Genomic DNA, 19332 nt, shown 5'->3' on the forward strand with positions numbered 1-19332 from the left:
ATTATAGAAATGCTGAACACGGAGGATAACCGGGACCTGTCATTGCAATTGTTCGTTGTACTTATTCGAGCTTATAATTCGGTGACATCACGCTCCAATCGGGACATCCAGAGCCATGGACTGAATTCAACAGAGTTTGGTGTACTTGATCTGTTGTATCATAAAGGACCACAAGCTTTGCAGAAGATTGGTGAGAAGGTGCTGATGTCCAGTGGAAATATAACGTATGTTGTCGATAAGCTGCAAAATAAAAATCTGCTGTTTCGCAGACCTTCCAAGGAAGACCGGCGGGTGATATACGCTGAACTGACGGAAGAAGGCAAACAGTTGTTTACACAAATCTTTCCACAGCATCATCAAGTGATTATTGATATCCTGGATGGACTTGAAGCTTCCGAGAAGGTGGAAGCGATACGTCTGTTGAAAAAACTCGGACTTGCTGCAGAAGGTAAAACGGACCTGCGTTTATAACGTAGATCCGTTTTTTTGTGTCCATAAATGGACTCTGATCCTAGCTATGTGACTTGCATACAGCTACATAATATAGGAAGATTGAAATTCGAAAGAATATGAACTCTTGTTCGTGTATAATAGAACAGTGAAATTGCGTGATTTAGTTCGATTTTATTATTACTTAATAATAGAGGAAGTAGAGTTCATACAGCTGCAGGATGCAGACAGGGGAGGAATGTGTCTATGAGTCATCGGGAAGCTGGAGAGCGTTTACTTCAAAATGCAGGAACCTTGGCTGAGAAAATAACCGAAAAGCAATATCGGTTACAGCCTGATTTAATGGAACGTTTCGGTCCAATCGGAAAAATACGAACAAAGGAAGACTCACGGTACAGCCTGAGTTATTTGGCAGAAAGTGTGCTTGTGAAGAGTCCAGGTTTATTTATTCACTATATATCCTGGTTAAAGGTACTGCTTGCTGGTTATCGGGTATCTGCCGAAGATCTGGAAGTGAACCTGCAGCTGATTAAAGAGTCATTAGAAGAAGAGTTCGAACATCCTTACCTTGAATTTCTTCTGGAGTACCTTGAAATGGGCATTGAAGCGACCCGTCAGCCGGAATCGCAAAGTAGCTTTATTCATGCCTCCTTACCCTATGGACTGGAGACTCAGGCATATGTACAGCATCTGCTTCATAATCGACAAAAGGAAGCTTTTGAACTGATCGAATCAGAGCTGGATACAGGTGCATCGATTCGTGACATGTATCGCTACATTTTTCAGCCAGCGCAGTACGAGATCGGTCGATTGTGGCAGAAGAGAGAGATTAGTGTGGGCCAGGAGCATTTTTGCACAGCAGCTACACAATCGTTTATTTCAAGATTGTATTCCAGATGGCTGATTCAGCCTAATCAGGGGAAAAGGCTGGTTGCTGCCTGTGTCGGAAGTGAGCAGCACGAGATTGGATTACGCATGCTTACAGATGTATTTGAGATGGAGGGCTGGGATACGTATTATCTCGGTGCGAATGTTCCGAATGCAAGTATTGTGGAGGCAATTGGTCGGCATGAAAGTGATGTAGTGGCAATCTCCGTTACGATGACTTATCATCTTCATCTGGCTAAAGATTTAATTCAGCGCATTCGAAGCCATGCAGAAACGGCACATGTCAAAATAATGGTAGGCGGTTACCCGTTTAATATAGACAAGGAATTATGGAGGGCAGTCGGCGCGGATGGTTATGCACCGGGAGCGGAGGAGGCTGTCGCTGTTGCGGAGCGTTTACTTATTCATCCGGTATCGCTTGACAATGTAAGTGCGGCAAGTGAATCAGGAAAGGGATGAAGTGATGTCTAATGACAATGAGGAGATACAGAGACTGCGTCAAACGGTTGAGCAGTTGTCAGACCGGATGATTCGCAGCAAAGAGCAGGAGGAGCGCACGCTCTCTGCGTTTTCGGAAATGAATAACGAATTGGTCACGCTCCAGCGGAGACTTGCCAAGAACAATGTGAGCCTGGAGTCGGCACGGCAGCAGGCAGTAGAATCGGTCGAGTCAAAAAGTGCTTTTATGGCGGTTGTCAGTCACGATTTTCGCACACCGCTGAATGGCATATTGGGAATGGCGGAATTGTTAGCCCTGTCTCCCTTGTCTGAGGAACAGAAAAATTCAGTCACGGTTATCCAGGAAGCAGCGAAGCTGCTGCTCAAATTAATTCAGGACCTTCTGGATCTATCGAAGCTTGAGGCGGGGCAGATGCGGCTTGAACAGGGCGAAGTCAACCTTCAGGCGATATTGAACCAGATTGCGCAGCTGCTTCGGCCGCAAATCGAGAAGACAGGAAATCGGTTGTTGATTGATTTCGATGCTGAAGTGGCGCCTGTGTTGCAAGGTGATCCGACAAGAATAACCCAGGTGCTGATCAATCTGATCCAGAATGCAAACAAATTTACGACGGATGGCTTGGTAGAAGTGCGTGTGAAACGGTTGGGTCATCAAGCCCATCATGCACAGCTCATACGATTTGAGGTGCAAGACACCGGGATAGGTATTCCAGAAGCAGATCAGGCCCGTCTCTTTGAGCCTTATGTGCAGACGGAGCAGGGTCGTGCGAAAAAATATGAGGGTACAGGGCTTGGCTTGTCTATATGTAAATCACTGGTTACCCTGATGAACGGGCAGATTGGCATCAAGAGTAAGGAAGGGCAGGGCTCCACCTTCTGGTTTGAAATAGAGCTGGGTGTACAGGCGGATCAAGGCGATGAATCCGTGCAGCGAGCTGCGGGAGAGGACCTACCGGTTCATTCGGATGACCCGGGTCATGATGATAGCTGTGCTTCTAAAACGGATTCTCATGAAGCAACCAAGAAGGCTTCACTTGCCCTGCCTATGCTGCTCGCTGATGATAATGCAATTAACCGCCAGCTTGTGCAGTTACAATTAAAGAAGCTGGGCTATACCCAAGTGGAGTGTGTATCCAACGGGCAGGAAGCGCTAGATGCGTTTCGTCATAAAACATACAGCCTGATTCTGATGGATAGCATGATGCCTGTTATGGACGGAATCGAAGCTGCCCGCCAGATTCGCATCATCGAGCAGAATGAAATGCGTGAACCGACACCGATTATTGCAATGACAGGTAATGTGATGAAAAGTGAGAAGGAACGATGTTACGAGGCCGGGATGAATGATTTTATAGGTAAACCATGTACCCTGGATGTGCTTGGAGTTGCGATCCGAAAATGGCACTTGGCGTCCAAGCCTGTTGAGATATTGAATATGAACGTTGTTCGTGAAATTGCCGCCTTGAATACGGACGGGAACGAAACGCTGCTCAGCTTGCTGCTGGAGATGTACCGTGCGGAGACGCCCGGCAAGATTGAAGACCTGCGCAGACATGTGGTTTCTGCGGATCATACAGCGGCAGTAGAGACAGCACATGACTTGAAATCAGGAAGTCTGAGTCTGGGCATCAGCTATCTTTCAAACTTGTTTAGTCAGATAGAAGAACATGCCAAAAAAGAGCAGACACATCTGGCAGAGCCGCTGCTGGACAAGCTTCTTCCGGCGTATCAGGCGGCATGTGAAGCACTTCGGCAGGCTAACACCGATTAAAGTTTTCACACGTTATTATATGTTAAACAGGGTCGCTTACCCGAGCATTAACTGAGGGGGATTGGATTTGTGATCATCTATGGGCTTGCGGCTTTGATCTTAGGAATATTGGTTATATTATGGGCCGGTGGGCTTTACTTTTTCAAAACGGCGATCCGTCGTACTCCGAAAACATTTTTGGTGGACAATCCCAATCTGAAAACCGAGGCGGAGGAGGAGTTGATCAGCAACGCTACCGATCTGCACTGGTTTGATGCACAGCAGAGCGTGAGCGTGATGATTCGATCTCACGATGGCTTGAAGCTATATGGAACCTGGCTGTCTGCGAAGCAGCCTTCTGCCCCAACCGTGATTCTGGCCCATGGCTACTCTGGAAGAGGTAGAGAAATGGCAGGTTTTGCCAGATTTTATGCTGAAACGCTCGGTTACAACGTATTAATGCCGGATGACCGTGGACATGGTGAAAGCGAAGGGGATATCATTGGCTTTGGCTGGCTGGACAGGAAAGATTATGTTCAATGGATCGGATGGGTACTGGAACGCACAGGAAAACATTCCGATATTGTGCTGCACGGTATTTCCATGGGCGGAGCGACGGTGCTGATGACAGGGGGCGAAGAGCTGCCGGATCAAGTCAAAGCAATTGTGTCGGATTGTGCTTACACTTCAGTCGAAGAAGAGCTGATATTCCAATTGAAGCAGCTTTACAAGCTTCCTGCCTTCCCTTTTATTCCGATCACCAGTTTGATTACCAAATGGAAGGCCGGGTATTCGTTTAAAGAAGCATCGGCTCTGAAGCAGCTCACCAAAGTTCAGGTCCCGGTGTTGTTCATACATGGGGAGGCAGACACTTTTGTGCCAACAGCAATGGTCTATCCGTTGTATGAAGCTTGTGCCACAGATAAGGAACTGCTGACGATACCACGTGCAGGCCACGGGACGGCTTTTCGGATGGATCCAAAACGATATAAGTCAGTGCTGGAAGATTTTTTGCAGAAACATATTTCGTAGCATTAAGTCATGTACTTATTCATGTAATGGATGGTAGGTATCTATCAAGAAGGAGCAGTAGTATTTGAAAGGAGATAAAAATGCCACGTTTTTCAAGAGAATGCTCTTATTGCCATGAATCTATGGCAGAGGATGAATTCAAATGTAAATCATGCGGTAATATGGTCACAACCAAAACAGCCAAGCCGGAACAACCGTATATGCTGGAGTATGAAGAATCTATACTGGATCGTTACTCTATGATGCTGCTGGTGCTGATTACACTCTTTCTCTCTCCCATCGCGGTAACGATCGGAGGTGTGCTGTTATTTAATGATTATGCAAGCAAGCGGGATGCAGGGAAAATTCTGGTGACCGCCGGTTTGATCATGATGATTGTACACGTGATTCTTTATTTCGCTTTCTGGTGAACGTTACTGTGAACGTCTAAATCGATTTGCAGGAGGTACCAGAATGGGAAAACAATTTGAGGCTGCTCGTCAAGCTGAAGCGGGGTATCATTCCAAATTCTATAAAAACAATGAATTGTTTGAAAACGGAACATGGATGTCCAGACCGATGCCAATGGTTATGGAGATGCTGGAACGGCTGCTTGTTCACAAAAAAGAACTGCGCGTACTTGATTTGGGATGCGGAGTGGGCAGACATACAATACCAATCGCACAGCGTCTGACAGACACCAACAGCCAAGTCATTGGTGTAGATCTGCTGGATGAAGCAGTAGAAGGACTTAACAAGTATGCGAAGCAGTATGAGGTGAATCACATCGTTCGGGCGGAAAAAGCAGATGTTGAGCATTATCAGGTGCAACCGAATGCTTTTGATTTTATTGCCGCCTGTTCATGTCTGGAGCATACTTCCAGCAAAGAGGCTTTGCTTGAAACGGTCGAGCGATTAAAAGCCGGAACTCGGCTCGGAGGCATTCATTGTTTAACGATGAGCACCAGCGTGGAGGAAAAGGAAATTCAAACTGGCCGCCAGATCGAGCCGTTGATCGAATTAAATCTGTCCACATCCGAAGCCATCACATTGCTGGAACAGGCATACAAGGGGTGGAACATCCTTTTTCAAGAGCATGTAACCCAGACGATTCAAGAAGAAAAGTATGATGAACCCACAGAGTTCCGCTGTGAGCTGCTTCGGTTTGCTGTACAGAAGGACTGATCAACTCACCTTGAAGTTTGCAAAAATAAAGTCTACAATACGATAACGGGTTTGAGCGTTAAGAAATGAAAGAAATTGTTTTGTGGAGAAAACGGGAGGAATTGTTTTGTTGAAAAATTTAAAGCCACGATTGAACGACCCGGAAGTTCAGGAGTTGTTATCTTACTCTGTCTTTCCAGATCCGGATCAGGTGAATCAAGCGATACAGGAGTATGAGACACAGGAGACACTGTTTCTGTCTGGTTATGAAGACGAGGAACAACTGGTTGGTCTTATTGGATATGAGCACACCGGGCCAAGCGAAATTACAATTCGCCATATTGCCGTGCTGCCGGAGAACCGGTTCAAAAATTATGGCCGCGGAATGATCTCACAGTTGCTTGCCGCCCATAATCCCCATACGTTGATTGCAGAAACGGACCATGAAGCGGTTGAGTTTTACCGTAACAGCGGATTTATCGTATACAGTCTTGGTGAGTTATACCCGGGTGTGGAAAGATTCCGCTGCGTATTAGAGAAAGAAGATGAGCAGAACGAGTAGTGCGTGCATTGATGTGACAATTTTAAAGTCATGAGAAGTTGCACTCACATACTCCTATACTTTGATACAACAGGCAGGATATCGGACTTGGCACAAATGTGCTGAGTCAGATGTCCTGTTTTTTTATTTTTAAAATAGGATATAAGTATTGCTTTATAACATAGTTTCATTATAGAATAGTTTTGTTTATGAATAGTTCGTTATGTGAACTAGTTTGGGAAGGAGGATATCCATGAGTGCCACGGATGCAAAAAGTTTGGTCAATCGTTACTTGAACGCCTGGTTTTTGGTGACAAAGCGATTTGACACTCAGATACGGGAAAAGGTAGGTCAGACGATCACGACGGATCAGTTCTGTGCACTGCGCCTCATTCATGAAAAACCTGCCTGTACCCCTTCGGATCTGGCTGAGCTTCTATGTGTAGGCAAGAGCAGCATCACGGCTCTGGTGAACAAGCTGGCTGACCGAAGTCTGGTGCATCGTACAGGTGACGAGCGTGACCGTCGCGTCATCTATCTCACCTTGACCGATACGGGACTGCAGATTTACAGGGAAACAGAGCTGGAGATTCAGAACGTCCTGGAGCCTTACTTGAAGCATTTTACACCAGAAGCGGTGCAGAATTTTATTGAATCATTTGAGAAGCTGGCAGCGCTGCTAACACAAGAAGAAGGGCTGGAAGAACAATGAGAGCGATTTTGAAAGGACGCTGGTGGATCATGGGGCTGTGGATTGCCGCAGCTGCTGTGTTAATGTTCACCGCGCCAAATATGAGTGAGTTAATTCGTGAGAAGGGGCAGTTTTCCGTCCCGGAAGGATATTCTTCCACCAATGCTGCGGCGATTTTGGAAGAAGCCGCGGCTCAAAAAGGAGAACAGAAGGGTACGGCCATTGCGTTAGTATTCCATAATCCGGATGGACTCGGAGCTGCAGGCAAGCAGGAGGCAGAGAAGGCGATCAAGCAGCTTGAGGCCGATAAGCAGAAGCTGGGTATCGTGTCTATTGTAGAGCCGTTTTCTCAGCCTGAACTTGCAGACAAGATGATCTCGGAGGATGGCAAAACGATTCTGACCTCCATCTCCATCGAGATGGGTGACCGTACGGTCAAGGAAATGCGCCAGGATCTGAATGACGCTATGAAATCAGTCCCGGTTGAACATTATTTTACAGGTAAAAATTTGATTGACGAAGATACGATCGAGAGCTCCCAGGAAGGACTCAAGAAATCGGAATACATTACGGTTATCTTCATTTTACTTATTCTTTTCATTGTATTCCGCTCGTTTGTCGCTCCATTTGTGCCGCTTTTGACGGTGGGCATCAGTTACATCGTATCCCAGCAGATTGTAGCGTTCCTGGTTGACGGAGTTGACTTTCCGATCTCCACGTTCACACAGATCTTCATGGTTGCGGTTATGTTCGGTATAGGTACGGACTATTGTATCCTGTTGATCAGCCGTTTCAAGGAAGAACTGGCTCATCATGAGAACACATGGGATGCCATTATTGCTACATATCGCACAGCGGGTAAAACCGTATTTTTCTCGGCGCTCGCGGTATTGGTTGGATTTGTGGCCATCGGCTTTGCACAGTTTATGCTGTATCGATCTGCGGTGGCCGTAGCTGTCGGTATAGCCGTGATGATGCTTGCACTTGTCACCATTGTTCCATTTTTTATGGCCGTGCTTGGAAGAAAGCTATTCTGGCCGTCGAAAGGCTCACTTGAGCATGCGGAGAGCGGAATCTATCGTGCAGCCGGAAAATTCTCGCTTAAACGTCCGTGGGCAGCCCTGCTGATTGTTGCGGCGGTTTCTGTGCCTCTGCTGGTGACTTATAATGGAAAATTGTCATTTAACAGTCTCGATGAGATTGGTGACAAGTATGATTCAGTTAAAGCCTTTAACATTATTTCAGACAGCTTTGGTCCAGGTGAATCCCTGCCGGGGCAAATTGTCATTCAGAATGACGAGCCGATGGACAATGTGAAGTATATGGCTGTAGCTGAGAAAATTAGTCGTGAAGTAGAAAAGGTTCCTGGTGTTGCAGGTGTACGCAGTGTAACACGACCAACCGGGGATGAGATCAAGGATTTTGAAGTTACGAAACAGGTGGGCACTCTCTCTGATGGTCTGGGCGAAGGCAAGACGGGTCTGGACCAAATCAGCGATGGTCTTAGCAAAGCAAGCAATGAATTGAGCAAAAATGAACCTCAGCTCAAAGAAGCGGCTAACGGAGCCGGAGAGCTGACCAAGGGCACAAGCCAGCTGCAATCCGGTATTACACAGCTTAGCGATGGGCTGAAGCGGATTGAAAAAGGTATCCGTGACGGTTCTTCTGGTGCAGGTGATCTGAAGGCGGGTCTTCAGCAAGCCAAATCCAGTGCAGAGCAGCTTGCGAAAGCGAATGATCAGCTGCTGCAAGCCTATCGTCAAGCGGGAGCAGGTGTAGCTGCGCTAGGCGACGGCACGAAGGAACTGGAGCAGCAGCTGACTGGAGTGTCAACAGCTCTGACAAGTCTCACACAATCTTTTGCTGCGCTAGAGGAGCGTTACCCTGAGCTGCTGCAGGATGCTGATTACCAACGTATTAAAGGTACAATTGGTCAGACAGGTACAGGTACAGCGCAGCTTGCGCAGGGACTTTCCCAGATTCAAACCAATCTGAGTGCAGCTGCAGCCGGAATTAACCAAGCGAATGAAGGATTTGCTTCTGCCGCAGCTGGACAAAAGGCGCTGGCTGACGGTCTGGGTCAGATCGTTGCAGGCATTGGACAATTGCAGTCTGGATTGAAGCAGGCTGCGGACGGTCAAGGTAAAGTGATCAAGGAGATTCCTTCTATTCAAAACGGTCTGGGTCAGCTGCAGGGAGGACAGGAGAAGATCCGGCAGGGATTCTCCGATCTGAGCGGTCAACTGACACAGCTTACAGATGGCCTGAACCAAAGCGTAGACGGAATTAAAAAAGTGTCAGGAGGTCTGGATTCTGCACAGGATTATTTGACAGAATTGCAGAACTCGCCGGATTCCGATCTTGCAGGCTGGTATGTTCCGGCAGAAGCACTGGATAACAAGGACTTCCAGAAGGTCTTTGATACGTATCTGTCCAAGGATCGCAAGACAATGACACTGGATGTTATTTTTGCAGAAAATCCGTATGGTACGGAAGCGATTGATCGTGTGCCGGATATTGAAGCAGCAGTGCAGCGTGCGGTTCAAGGCAGTGCGCTTGAAAAGGCTGACGTAGCTATTGGTGGTGTAACCAGTACGTTTGCCGACTTGCAATCCATCTCGAACAAAGATTATATTCGCACAGTGATGCTGATGCTGGCAGGGACCTTTATTATTCTGGTTATACTGCTTCGCTCTGTAATTATGCCGATTTATCTCATTATTTCTTTGCTTCTTGCGTATTTCACATCGATGGCACTCACAGAAGTTGTCTTCGTGAATATTATGGGCTACGCTGGAATCAGCTGGGTGACTCCGTTCTTCGGATTCGTCATGCTGATCGCACTTGGTGTGGATTACAGCATCTTCCTCATGGATCGGTTCAACGAAAACAAAGGCATGAGAGCCCAGGATGCGATATTACACGCCATGAAAAACATGGGAACCGTTATTCTCTCCGCAGCGGTAATTCTAAGCGGAACATTTGCAGCGATGTACCCATCAGGGGTGCTTTCGATGATGCAGATTGCTACCGTTGTACTGAGCGGACTGATTCTGTACTCGCTATTGTTCCTGCCATTCTTCGTACCTGTCATGGTGAAGATGTTCGGGCGGGCGAACTGGTGGCCGTTCCCGAACAAGGAACAAGCCGACTCTGCGGATTCTAATCATTCTGTAGGCATGTAATATACGAAGTAAATAATGTAGTTATCAATGAAGTTATTCATGAAGTTGAAGAAGGCTCTGCCGCATCATGCGGCGGGCTTTTTTTCTTCCTCATTGCTATCATGGCAAAGAGGGGTGTCTGCCTAAGGACATTATCCCGCGCTTTGGCGTGCTGGCTCTCATATGATATATGGCAGTTCTTTATTGAACAGGCAGATCAACAGAGAGAGGGGCGGCGGGATGGTATATCGTTATGTAGCTATAGGAGACTCTTTGACTGTGGGTACGGGAGCGCTGCTCGGAACCGGGTTTGTGCCCATCTACCGGCGAATGGCTGAGATGAATCTTCGTACGTTTGTATCAATGGAAAATTTGGGAGTGAACGGGCTGACCTCCGGGGAACTGCTGCAGATGATTCATAACCACCCGCGAGTTCGTCAGGCGGTGCGCGAAGCGGATATTGTTACGATATCTATCGGCGGCAATGATCTGATCCGAACCTTTAAAGCAAGCGGTGGTGTGCCAAGCGCGGGGAAAATGACACAGGTTTTGGGTGACACGCGCAATCACGTATCTCTGACAATGAAACAAATTCGGCAGCTAAAAGGCAGTGGCAAGTATTTTATTCGTTCGATTGGATTGTACAACCCATATCCGCAATCGACAGAGGCAGCGTACTGGGTTCGGCAATATAACGCTTATCTGAATGGCGCAGGGTCGGGCAACTATGCGTGTGCCCAGGTGTATGACAAGTTCGAGGGGCGTGAGCGCGAGCTGTTGTTTTGGGACAGAGTTCATCCCAATGCCCGAGGATATCGTGTCATTGCTGAGCAACTGAACCGGACGGGGTATAGTCCTTTTGTTTAAGTGAAGTGTAAGAGCTAATGAAAGCTAGACCTGTTATATGAGTTCCGATATGATGAGAGGTATACTTCAAATCATCGGAACAGAGGGGTTAAAAAGGTGTCTAATTTCCAGAACAATTGTCTTTCTCGGGCGGAGCAGCAATTTATCTCTGATGTGTTGACCTTGTATGGCATTACATCCGAGTGGCAGGGCAAACGCAGCGAAGGAGGCATGAATAATTCGACCTTCGTGCTGCATACAGACGAAGAAACCTATATTATGAGACAATATGAAACACATAATGATCAAGCGAAAATAGCTTTTGAACATGGAGTATTGACTGCACTGCAGCATAGCGATTTCAAACTGGATTCGCCTAAACCTGTTGTATCTGTTAAGAATCAGAGAATGTATCAGGTCGTTCAGGATGAGGTTACAGGCAGAATGAAAATTGTGACGTTGTTTCATTATCTGGAAGGTGTCAATCCAGTATGGGAGCATGCGGATCAGCTGCTGCAATTAGGACGTGCAGCCGGTCATTTATCCTCATCACTCGCCAGACTGGATGTGCAGTCGGAGCCTGTCTATCCACCATATTACCGGATTGATAAGGCTTATCCGCTCTGTTCACCGTCCAGACTAATGGAACTGTGTGCTTCGCCACCAGAGGCACTGACTGCTTGTGCTGCACAGCTTCGACAACTGCGGGATGAACTTCCAGGTCTGTTCGAAGCGCTGAGGGGTATGGATCAGCTTCCACATCAGCTTGTACACGGAGATGTGAACGCTTCGAACGTGCTGGCTGATTCCGAAGGAAACATCTGTGCTATTCTGGATTTCGAATTTGCTACTTGGGATCTGCGAGTGATGGAACTGGCCGTTCCGATGTCTGACATGCTGACGATGGACAAGAGTGAAGCCTGGATGTGGAAGGCGCAGGACAGATTAGTTCAGGGATTTCGGGAAAAAGTGGAATTGACGGCTCAGGAGCTGAGAGCGATACCTCCGTTAATTCTGCTGCGAAGTCTGGACGTGGTGATGCATTTCATCAGCCGAATGCTGGAAGGAACAGATGAGCCTCAAGTTGCTGTGGAGCAGATTGTGAAGCTGAAGCAGCGAATGGACTGGATGCGGCTGAATGAGCTTCAATTACGTAGATTGTTAACGGAATAATTCGTCATGAATGAAAGTGCACTGGTTCTGCTCGAGTTAATGGGCAGGGGCCAGTGCACTTTGTATGTGTTGAAGTTTTTTAATATTGGATATCAGGAGGTTATATCGTCATTTTGCGAAACCAGCTGCGGACTGCCCAGCGGCGTTCCTGACGTTTCTTATACTTGGGCAAGGAACGATATACATTCAGGGATTGATGATAAGCCTGCTTGGCATCATCATTACGCCCTATTGAACGATAAACGGAGCCGAGCAAATAGAAGGCCTCACTGGACGAGGAGTGAATCTCCTGAAATTGCTGCACATAATGAAGTGCCTTGTCGCGATCCGTATCTTTGAAGGTAGTGGCAAGCGTGAGATAAGGCTGCCCGTATTTTACTCTCGGATTAATCTCAAGTGCATGTAGAATATGACGTTCGCCTTCTACAGTGTGACCCAGATGCAATTCAGTTGTGCCCAACGCTTCCCAGTATTCTGCCGACTGCTCATAAGGGCGCTCCAGTTCAAGCAAATAAGCATGGGCTTCATTATAACGTTTGCGTTCAATCAGCAGCCTTGCCAGCTCCAGCTTGGAGGATACTTCGTTGGGATTCAAAGCAAGCTGCTGCTTCAGCCGCGAAATGTTGCGCATCCGTTTCAGCGGCTTGGTGAGGCTCGGGAATACACCCACAAAGCGCCGGTCCAGAATATACAGAATGACCAGCAGAATGAGAACGGCAAGGAACGGATTGCCGACGATCTGCCAAAGCAGACCAAAAATAAGAAATTTGATAATCACAGGTTCAACTCCAGTAACAATTTGATCGGGCTTAGCAAGCCTTGAATATCATACCATATCTTTCCTGCAAATAAACTGTGAGTGCATATCAACGATGACGTACCATCGCTCTGCGGTAAGCGGCGGGGGTTGTACCTGTAAGCTTCTTGAATTGTCTGTAAAAATGAGGCAGGCTCTCAAAGCCGCAGGCGTCTGCGACTGCCGCCATTGTGGCATCCCCTTGCACAAGATGCTCCTTCGCCATAATCACTCTGCGAGCCAAAACGTAGTCCGTTAAAGTCATCCCGGTATAACGTTTGAAGGCACGGCTAAAGTGGGCAGGAGACACGGCTGCTTGCTGTGCAAGTTCGGGTAAGGAGAGGCCGCTTCTCAGCTTGTGGTCCATGCTGGATAGTGTAGACGAGAGCCAGGATGGGGCCGGAAGTGACGCTGTAGCATGAGCGGGTCCGGTAGCGGTCTCTGCCTCCAGTCGTTCCAGAAAAATGAGCAGCAGCTGCAGACGCAGCTGTGCTGCGTGAGCACTCAGATGATGGTCAAGCTGGAATTCGGCATGAATGTCATCGATTAATGCGGATACTTGAGCGCGCTGCTCTTTGTTCAGATGCCTTTTGTATACCCGGCGTTTACGGCAGCGCTCGAATGGATGCAGCAGCGCAGAGGACATGCCACCGGCAGATGAAGCCAGCAGTCCCGGGCTAAAGAACAAAGCCGACGAAGTCACGGGATTGCCGGCATCGGGCAAAGCACGGTGCACTGTGCTGCCTGGAATAAGGAACAGATCACCCTCCTGCATCTCTTCAAGCCCCGTATCAATAAAAATACTTCCTTGTCCCCGGTAGACATAAATAATCTCATGCCAGTCATGCAAGTGATCGGGCAGCTCGTTCTGCGGGGACTTGGTATCACTGTAGACAAGCCGCAGCGGTATGCCGGATTCGGTCTGGATCGTAGTGCGTACAGGTGAGTGTTCCATAAAAATACTCCTTTTGGAGACGGATGTCTCTGGTGAGATGTTATTTCTAGTCATGAAAGAGTATATTTAACGCAAAATAAGCAATTTAATTTCCTTTTATTGATGATACAATGAATTTAAAGCGTTTACAATAAAAGGATGACAGCATCTGATGTGCATTCTGGGTTTACAAATAATCGGTGAGGTGAATGTCCATGTCTGCAAGCACGAAGCGGCCAAGGTTAAAGCTGCATTTGCTCGGTAATGATAGTCAGCGCAAATGTAAAGAAATGACGGAACGTCCCGTCAAGGTTTTGCAGATCGGGGAAGGGAACTTTTTACGGGGATTCGCAGACTGGATGCTGCATGAAAGTGCAAGACAGGGCAAGTTTCACGGTAGTGTAGCTGTGACACAGCCGCGGCCCGGCGGGAAGGCCAAGCTGGAGCAGATTCGTGATCAGGATGGATTATACACGATGATTACGCGTGGGTTGTCTGACGGGAAGCGTGTAGAGCGCACAGAGATGGTGTCCATTTTTTCACAATATATTAATCCGTACGAGGAGTGGCAGACGTTTCTGGAACTGGCAGAGCTGCCGTCGCTTGAGTTTGTCATCTCGAATACAACCGAATCCGGGTTGAAATATATAGCTTCTGACTATGTTCCGGGTGAGCCGGTACAGTCCTTTCCTGGTAAATTAACGGTTTTCCTGCATCAGCGATATGTACGATTTAATGGAGATCCGTCAAGAGGTCTCATTCATCTTCCGTGTGAGCTGCTGGAGGGCAATGGAGATGTGTTGCGGAGCTGCGTGCTCCGTCACAGCGAGGATTTCGGATTTTCCGACAGTTTCCGTTCGTGGATCGAGCATTATAATTTGTTCCTGAACAATCTGGTGGATCGCATTGTGACGGGTGCACCGACAAACGAAGAAGCAGAGGAGCTCGCAGATCGCTGGGGGTACGAGGATCAGCTGATTAATACGGCAGAGCCCTATCATTTCTGGGCGATCCAGGGGGAGGAGTCACTGGACAAAAGGCTTCCGCTCAAGCAGGCCGGGCTGAACGTGCACTGGGTCAAAGATCTGAAGCCATATCAGCTGCGGAAGGTTCGCATCCTGAACGGTTCACATACACTCATGTCCTCCCTTGGCTTGCTTCGGGGCAAACAGCATGTCAGAGAAACGATGGAAGACCCGCAGTTCAGCTCATGGATCAGGGAAGCGGTGCTTGAAGAGATTGTGCCAGCCATGGATATGCCTGAGCTTGGACTGGAGCAGTATGCAGAAGAAGTGTTCGAGCGTTTCCTGAATCCCTACATCGATCACAAGCTGCAGGACATTGCATTAAATACCGTTGGTAAAATCAAGGTGCGTGTGCTGCCAACCCTTCTTGCTTATGAACAAAATCAGGGAAGCTGGCCCGAGCGGTTGGTGCAGGGTCTGGCAGGCTTCCTGTACTTGTATCGTCCGATTCAAACAGAGGACGGGTACAAGGCCCAGCTGCTGAATGGTGAAATGATTTCCTTGCGGGATGATCCTGATGTGCTCAAGGCACTGGCTACTCATTGGGACGGGTATGACAGTCTGAGCGGTACAGCGGCAGCTGAACTGGAGAACAGGGTTGCAGACGTATTGTCCGATGCAGGCATCTGGGGAGAGAATTTGAATGAAAAAGAAGGGCTGCGTGCAGCACTTGTGCATGAAATTGGCAAACTGGAAGGTGAAGCGAAATGAGTACAACCAGCACAATCAATGACTGGATTGCGATCCAGCCGCAGGATGATGTCATCATTGCACTTCGGGATTATGTCAAGGGAGAACAAATTACTCTGCCGAATGGTGTATCATTCGCTCTGCTGCACGATGTGCCCAAAGGACATAAAATTGCAGTACATGATCTCACACAAGGCGCGGATGTGATGAAATACGGCTTTTCCATCGGGATCGCCCAGGAGCCGATCGCACAAGGGAGCTGGATACACAGCCACAATCTAAAGACAGGCCTGCACGGACTGCTTGAATACGAATATCAGCCTGGAAAAGTAGTACCCATGGATATGCCGCCTGAGCATCTGCGCTCCTTCGATGGTTATTTGCGCCCGAATGGCGAAGCGGGGATTCGCAATGAGATCTGGATTGTGAATACCGTGGGATGTATTAACAAGGTATGCGAAGCCCTTGCCCGTATGGGGCAGGCCCAGTTTGGCAGCCGTGTTGACGGGGTGTACCATTTTCCGCATCCATTCGGATGTTCCCAGCTTGGGGATGACCTGAAATATACGCAGCGGCTGTTAGCTTCGCTGGTGGAGCATCCGAATGCCGGGGGTGTGCTTGTCATCGGTCTGGGATGTGAAAATAACCAGGTGGATGAGTTCCGGGAATGTATTGCGCCTGAATATCGGGAGAAGGTACGTTTTCTTAAAGCGCAGGAGACCGAGGACGAGCTGGAAGAGGGACTGCGTTTAATGGAAGAACTGGTGGAGATTGCAGAGCAAGAGCAGCGTCAGCCGCTGCCGCTGAGCAAATTGAAAATTGGTCTGAAATGCGGGGGATCGGACGGGTTATCCGGCATTACAGCGAATCCGCTGGTAGGTGCTGTTGCCGATCTGCTGGTTGCCGCAGGAGGAACGGCAATTTTGACAGAGGTACCCGAGATGTTCGGAGCGGAGACGATTCTGATGAACCGTGCTGCCGATGAGCACGTATTTAATGATCTGGTAGACCTTGTGAACGGCTTCAAGCAGTACTTTGTGAATCATGGTCAGAACATCTATGAAAATCCTTCACCGGGCAACAAGGCAGGCGGCATTACAACACTGGAGGAGAAATCGCTCGGCTGCACGCAAAAGGGAGGACGCTCCTCGGTAGTCGATGTGTTGAGATACGGTAAGCGAGTGACCAAAACCGGTCTGAATATTGTAGAGGCACCAGGGAATGATCTGGTTTCGGTGACGGCATTATCTGCAGCGGGAGCACATATTGTGCTCTTTACGACAGGCCGAGGCACACCTTTTGGCGGTCCAGTGCCTACACTGAAAATTGCGACACAATCCGATCTGGCGAAACGCAAAAAACACTGGATTGACTTTAACGCAGGTCAACTGCTTGAAGGCCAATCGATGGACGAGGTCAAGGTGCAATTATTCAGCCAGATCATTGACATTGCTTCAGGGCGTGCGAACACACTCAGTGAGCAGCATGGTTTCCGCGAGATTGCCATTTTCAAGGACGGAGTTATTCTGTAACTAGCAATGATGAAAACAAACCAACAACCGGACTGTCTGCTTGCCTGCAGACATCCGGTTGTTGGTTTGTTCAGGAGGAGAGCCTTGGTGGTGCAAAGTACAAGCCCTTATATTTCATACAACATTTGTTAAGTGTTCCATTCCAATATGTGCACGCCGCGCGCTTCGATCTCGGTCGCACCTGTATAATGTTGACCTGTTAACAGGTCGCGAGCAGCGATTTCACCCAGGTCATAGGATTGTGCAGACGCATGATGATTCATGACAAACAGATAGGAGCTGCCATCTTTGGTGCGTGCGCTTACCTCCACACCTTGCGGCGTTTCCAGCAAAGGTTTGATATGTTTGTCTGCTGCAAGCTCACCAAGCAACCCGTCAAGGAACAGATCATCAGGGTCTGTGGCAACATACCAGGCTTCCCCTTGACCGAATCTGTTGCGGGTAAGCGCAGGCATGCCTTTGTAGAAGTCTTCACCGTATTTGGCAATCACTTCTGCCCCTTCACTGTGCAGCAGATCACATAACATGCCACATTCGTAAACGCCTTCAAGTGAACCGAATGTTTCCTGCAGCACGATCGTGTTCTTTTGCTCGGGTAATAGCGCATCAATCTCTTCAACCCAGATGCCAAGCAGGCTGCGCAGCTCACCCGGATAACCGCCTGTGGTCACCAGATCATGCTCGTTAACGATGCCGCTGAAGAAGGTGGTCAGGAATGTGCCGCCAGCGGCAACAAACTGCTCCAGCTTGGCAGCAAAGCCTGGTTTGACCATATATAACACAGGCGCAAGCACAAGATCATAACTGCTGATATCCGTGTCCACACTTACGATATCCACTTGAATGTTACGGCGGAAGAAGGCTGCATAATATTTGTGAATCTGATCGACATATTTCAACGCAATGGTCGGTCCGCTTGATTTTTCGATAGCCCACCAGTTGTCCCAGTCAAATACGATGGCTACCTGGGACTGCACTGCCGCATCAAGCGTCGTATCGCCCAGGAGCTGCAATTCCTTGCCCAGCTGTGCTACTTCGCGGAACACCCGTGTATTCTCATGTCCGGCATGTTCGATAACAGCGCCGTGATATTTCTCGCATGCCCCGATTGAACGACGCAGCTGAAAAAACATAACCGTATCCGCGCCATGTGCGATGGACTGATAGCTCCACAGCCGCATCACACCTGGACGCTTCAGCGAATTGTAAGGCTGCCAGTTCTGCTGGCTTGGTGTCTGTTCCATCAGCATGAACGGCTGACCATCCTTGAGTCCACGCATGAGATCATGTGCCATCGCGGTGTAGCTTACCGGTGTAGCAAGACCCGGATAACTGTCCCAGGAGACGATATCCATATATTTGGCCCATTTGAAGTAGTCAAGTTGTTTGAAAAAGCCCATCAGGTTGGTTGTAACAACGGAGTTGGGAATATGCTTTTTGATGGCATGGTATTCCAGCAGATAACATTCCAGCATACCGTCCGAGTTGAACCGGGAGTAATCCAGAGAGATGCCCTGAAACGAGGAGCTGTTATGGCCCCAATGCTCGCTCAGATTGCTTGGAAGCACAATCTCGTCCCAATCGTAAAACGTGTGCCCCCAGAAGTTGGTGTTCCAGGCTTTGTTGAGCCGTTCAATGGACGTATAACGTTTCTTGAGATACACACGGAATGCCTTCTCGCAATTATCACAGTAACACTCGCCACCGTATTCGTTGGAGATATGCCACACGAGCACAGCGGGATGATCTTTGTAACGGGCTGCCAGCTTGTCAGCGATAATCTCGGAATATTTGCGATAGGTTGGACTGTTCGGACAGGAGTTATGCCGCCCGCCGAATTTGCGTTTACGCCCGTCTGTATCTACACGAAGCACATCCGGGTATTTTTTAGCCATCCAGGCCGGATGAGCAGCCGTGCTTGTCGCAAGGCAGACGTATACTCCATTTTGATGAAGACGATCAATGAGCTGGTCCAGATATTCAAAGTTGTAGGTTACTTCATCGGGCTGAATCAGTGCCCAGGAGAAAACGTTAATGGTAGCGATATCAATACCTGCCAGTTTAAACATACGCAGGTCCTCCAGGTGGGTCTCATGATCCCATTGTTCAGGGTTGTAATCCCCTCCATAGAACATTTTGGGCAGTTTGCTGCTAATCAACGCGCTCACCTCTTGTATAAGAATAATTCTATACTATATGATACATATGACTTTTAAAA

At 48.3% G+C, this 19332-nt stretch carries 16 protein-coding genes; 13 read left to right on the top strand and 3 right to left on the bottom strand.

Features of this window, described 5'->3' with window-relative positions; all coding sequences use genetic code 11:
- Window positions 1-9: 9 nt before the first annotated feature.
- The 11 genes from ACQSGY_RS15965 (at window position 10) to ACQSGY_RS16015 (ending at window position 12137) form a co-directional block, all read left to right on the top strand.
- On the top strand, window positions 10-471 hold the full coding sequence (locus ACQSGY_RS15965) for a MarR family winged helix-turn-helix transcriptional regulator (RefSeq protein WP_188593084.1): 462 nt from the start codon (window positions 10-12) through the stop codon (window positions 469-471).
- A 225-nt stretch (window positions 472-696) separates the two neighbouring features.
- Window positions 697-1797 carry a cobalamin B12-binding domain-containing protein gene (locus ACQSGY_RS15970; RefSeq protein ID WP_427052599.1) on the top strand — a complete coding sequence of 367 codons (1101 nt, stop codon included), beginning with the start codon at window positions 697-699 and terminating at the stop codon, window positions 1795-1797.
- Window positions 1798-1801: 4 nt separating this feature from the next.
- The gene (locus tag ACQSGY_RS15975) at window positions 1802-3568 is read left to right on the top strand and encodes an ATP-binding protein (protein ID WP_427052600.1); all 1767 of its coding nucleotides are present in this window, start codon (window positions 1802-1804) and stop codon (window positions 3566-3568) included.
- A gap of 69 nt (window positions 3569-3637) precedes the next feature.
- On the top strand, window positions 3638-4579 hold the full coding sequence (locus ACQSGY_RS15980) for an alpha/beta hydrolase (RefSeq protein ID WP_427052601.1): 942 nt from the start codon (window positions 3638-3640) through the stop codon (window positions 4577-4579).
- 80 nt (window positions 4580-4659) lie between these two features.
- Window positions 4660-4989 (top strand): hypothetical protein, encoded by a 330-nt coding sequence (locus ACQSGY_RS15985; protein ID WP_427052602.1) that lies wholly within the window; start codon window positions 4660-4662, stop codon window positions 4987-4989.
- Between the two features lie 43 nt (window positions 4990-5032).
- Window positions 5033-5743 carry a class I SAM-dependent methyltransferase gene (locus ACQSGY_RS15990; protein ID WP_427052603.1) on the top strand — a complete coding sequence of 237 codons (711 nt, stop codon included), beginning with the start codon at window positions 5033-5035 and terminating at the stop codon, window positions 5741-5743.
- Between the two features lie 106 nt (window positions 5744-5849).
- The gene (locus ACQSGY_RS15995) at window positions 5850-6284 is read left to right on the top strand and encodes a GNAT family N-acetyltransferase (RefSeq protein WP_427052604.1); all 435 of its coding nucleotides are present in this window, start codon (window positions 5850-5852) and stop codon (window positions 6282-6284) included.
- Window positions 6285-6516: 232 nt separating this feature from the next.
- Window positions 6517-6975 carry a MarR family winged helix-turn-helix transcriptional regulator gene (locus tag ACQSGY_RS16000; protein ID WP_427052605.1) on the top strand — a complete coding sequence of 153 codons (459 nt, stop codon included), beginning with the start codon at window positions 6517-6519 and terminating at the stop codon, window positions 6973-6975.
- Entirely contained in the window at window positions 6972-10139 is a 3168-nt protein-coding gene (locus ACQSGY_RS16005; RefSeq protein ID WP_427052606.1) for an MMPL family transporter, read from the top strand. Before ACQSGY_RS16000 ends, ACQSGY_RS16005 begins: the two co-directional genes overlap by 4 nt.
- Window positions 10140-10358: 219 nt before the next feature.
- Window positions 10359-10985: a GDSL-type esterase/lipase family protein gene (locus tag ACQSGY_RS16010; protein ID WP_427052645.1), complete on the top strand. Its 627-nt coding sequence runs from the start codon at window positions 10359-10361 to the stop codon at window positions 10983-10985.
- A gap of 96 nt (window positions 10986-11081) precedes the next feature.
- The gene (locus tag ACQSGY_RS16015; protein ID WP_427052607.1) at window positions 11082-12137 is read left to right on the top strand and encodes a phosphotransferase; all 1056 of its coding nucleotides are present in this window, start codon (window positions 11082-11084) and stop codon (window positions 12135-12137) included.
- 100 nt (window positions 12138-12237) lie between these two features.
- On the opposite strand, the gene ACQSGY_RS16020 is transcribed toward ACQSGY_RS16015, so the two are convergent.
- Window positions 12238-12915, bottom strand: a complete 678-nt coding sequence (locus ACQSGY_RS16020) for a tetratricopeptide repeat protein (protein ID WP_167433977.1) — start codon at window positions 12913-12915, stop codon at window positions 12238-12240.
- 88 nt (window positions 12916-13003) lie between these two features.
- Window positions 13004-13888 (bottom strand): helix-turn-helix domain-containing protein, encoded by an 885-nt coding sequence (locus tag ACQSGY_RS16025; protein WP_427052608.1) that lies wholly within the window; start codon window positions 13886-13888, stop codon window positions 13004-13006.
- A gap of 194 nt (window positions 13889-14082) precedes the next feature.
- On the opposite strand from ACQSGY_RS16025, the gene ACQSGY_RS16030 reads away from it, so the two are divergent.
- Both ACQSGY_RS16030 and ACQSGY_RS16035 read left to right on the top strand, forming a co-directional pair.
- A complete protein-coding gene (locus ACQSGY_RS16030; protein WP_427052609.1) occupies window positions 14083-15603 on the top strand; it encodes a tagaturonate reductase in 1521 nt (506 codons plus the stop codon).
- Entirely contained in the window at window positions 15600-17114 is a 1515-nt protein-coding gene (locus tag ACQSGY_RS16035) for a UxaA family hydrolase (RefSeq protein WP_427052610.1), read from the top strand. Before ACQSGY_RS16030 ends, ACQSGY_RS16035 begins: the two co-directional genes overlap by 4 nt.
- A 128-nt stretch (window positions 17115-17242) precedes the next feature.
- Here ACQSGY_RS16035 and ACQSGY_RS16040 read toward each other — a convergent pair whose 3' ends face one another.
- A complete protein-coding gene (locus ACQSGY_RS16040; RefSeq protein ID WP_427052611.1) occupies window positions 17243-19273 on the bottom strand; it encodes a beta-galactosidase in 2031 nt (676 codons plus the stop codon).
- Between the last annotated feature and the right edge of the window lie 59 nt (window positions 19274-19332).

The sequence above is a fragment of the Paenibacillus sp. TC-CSREp1 genome, from assembly GCF_050171015.1.
Classification (GTDB): domain Bacteria; phylum Bacillota; class Bacilli; order Paenibacillales; family Paenibacillaceae; genus Paenibacillus; species Paenibacillus silvae.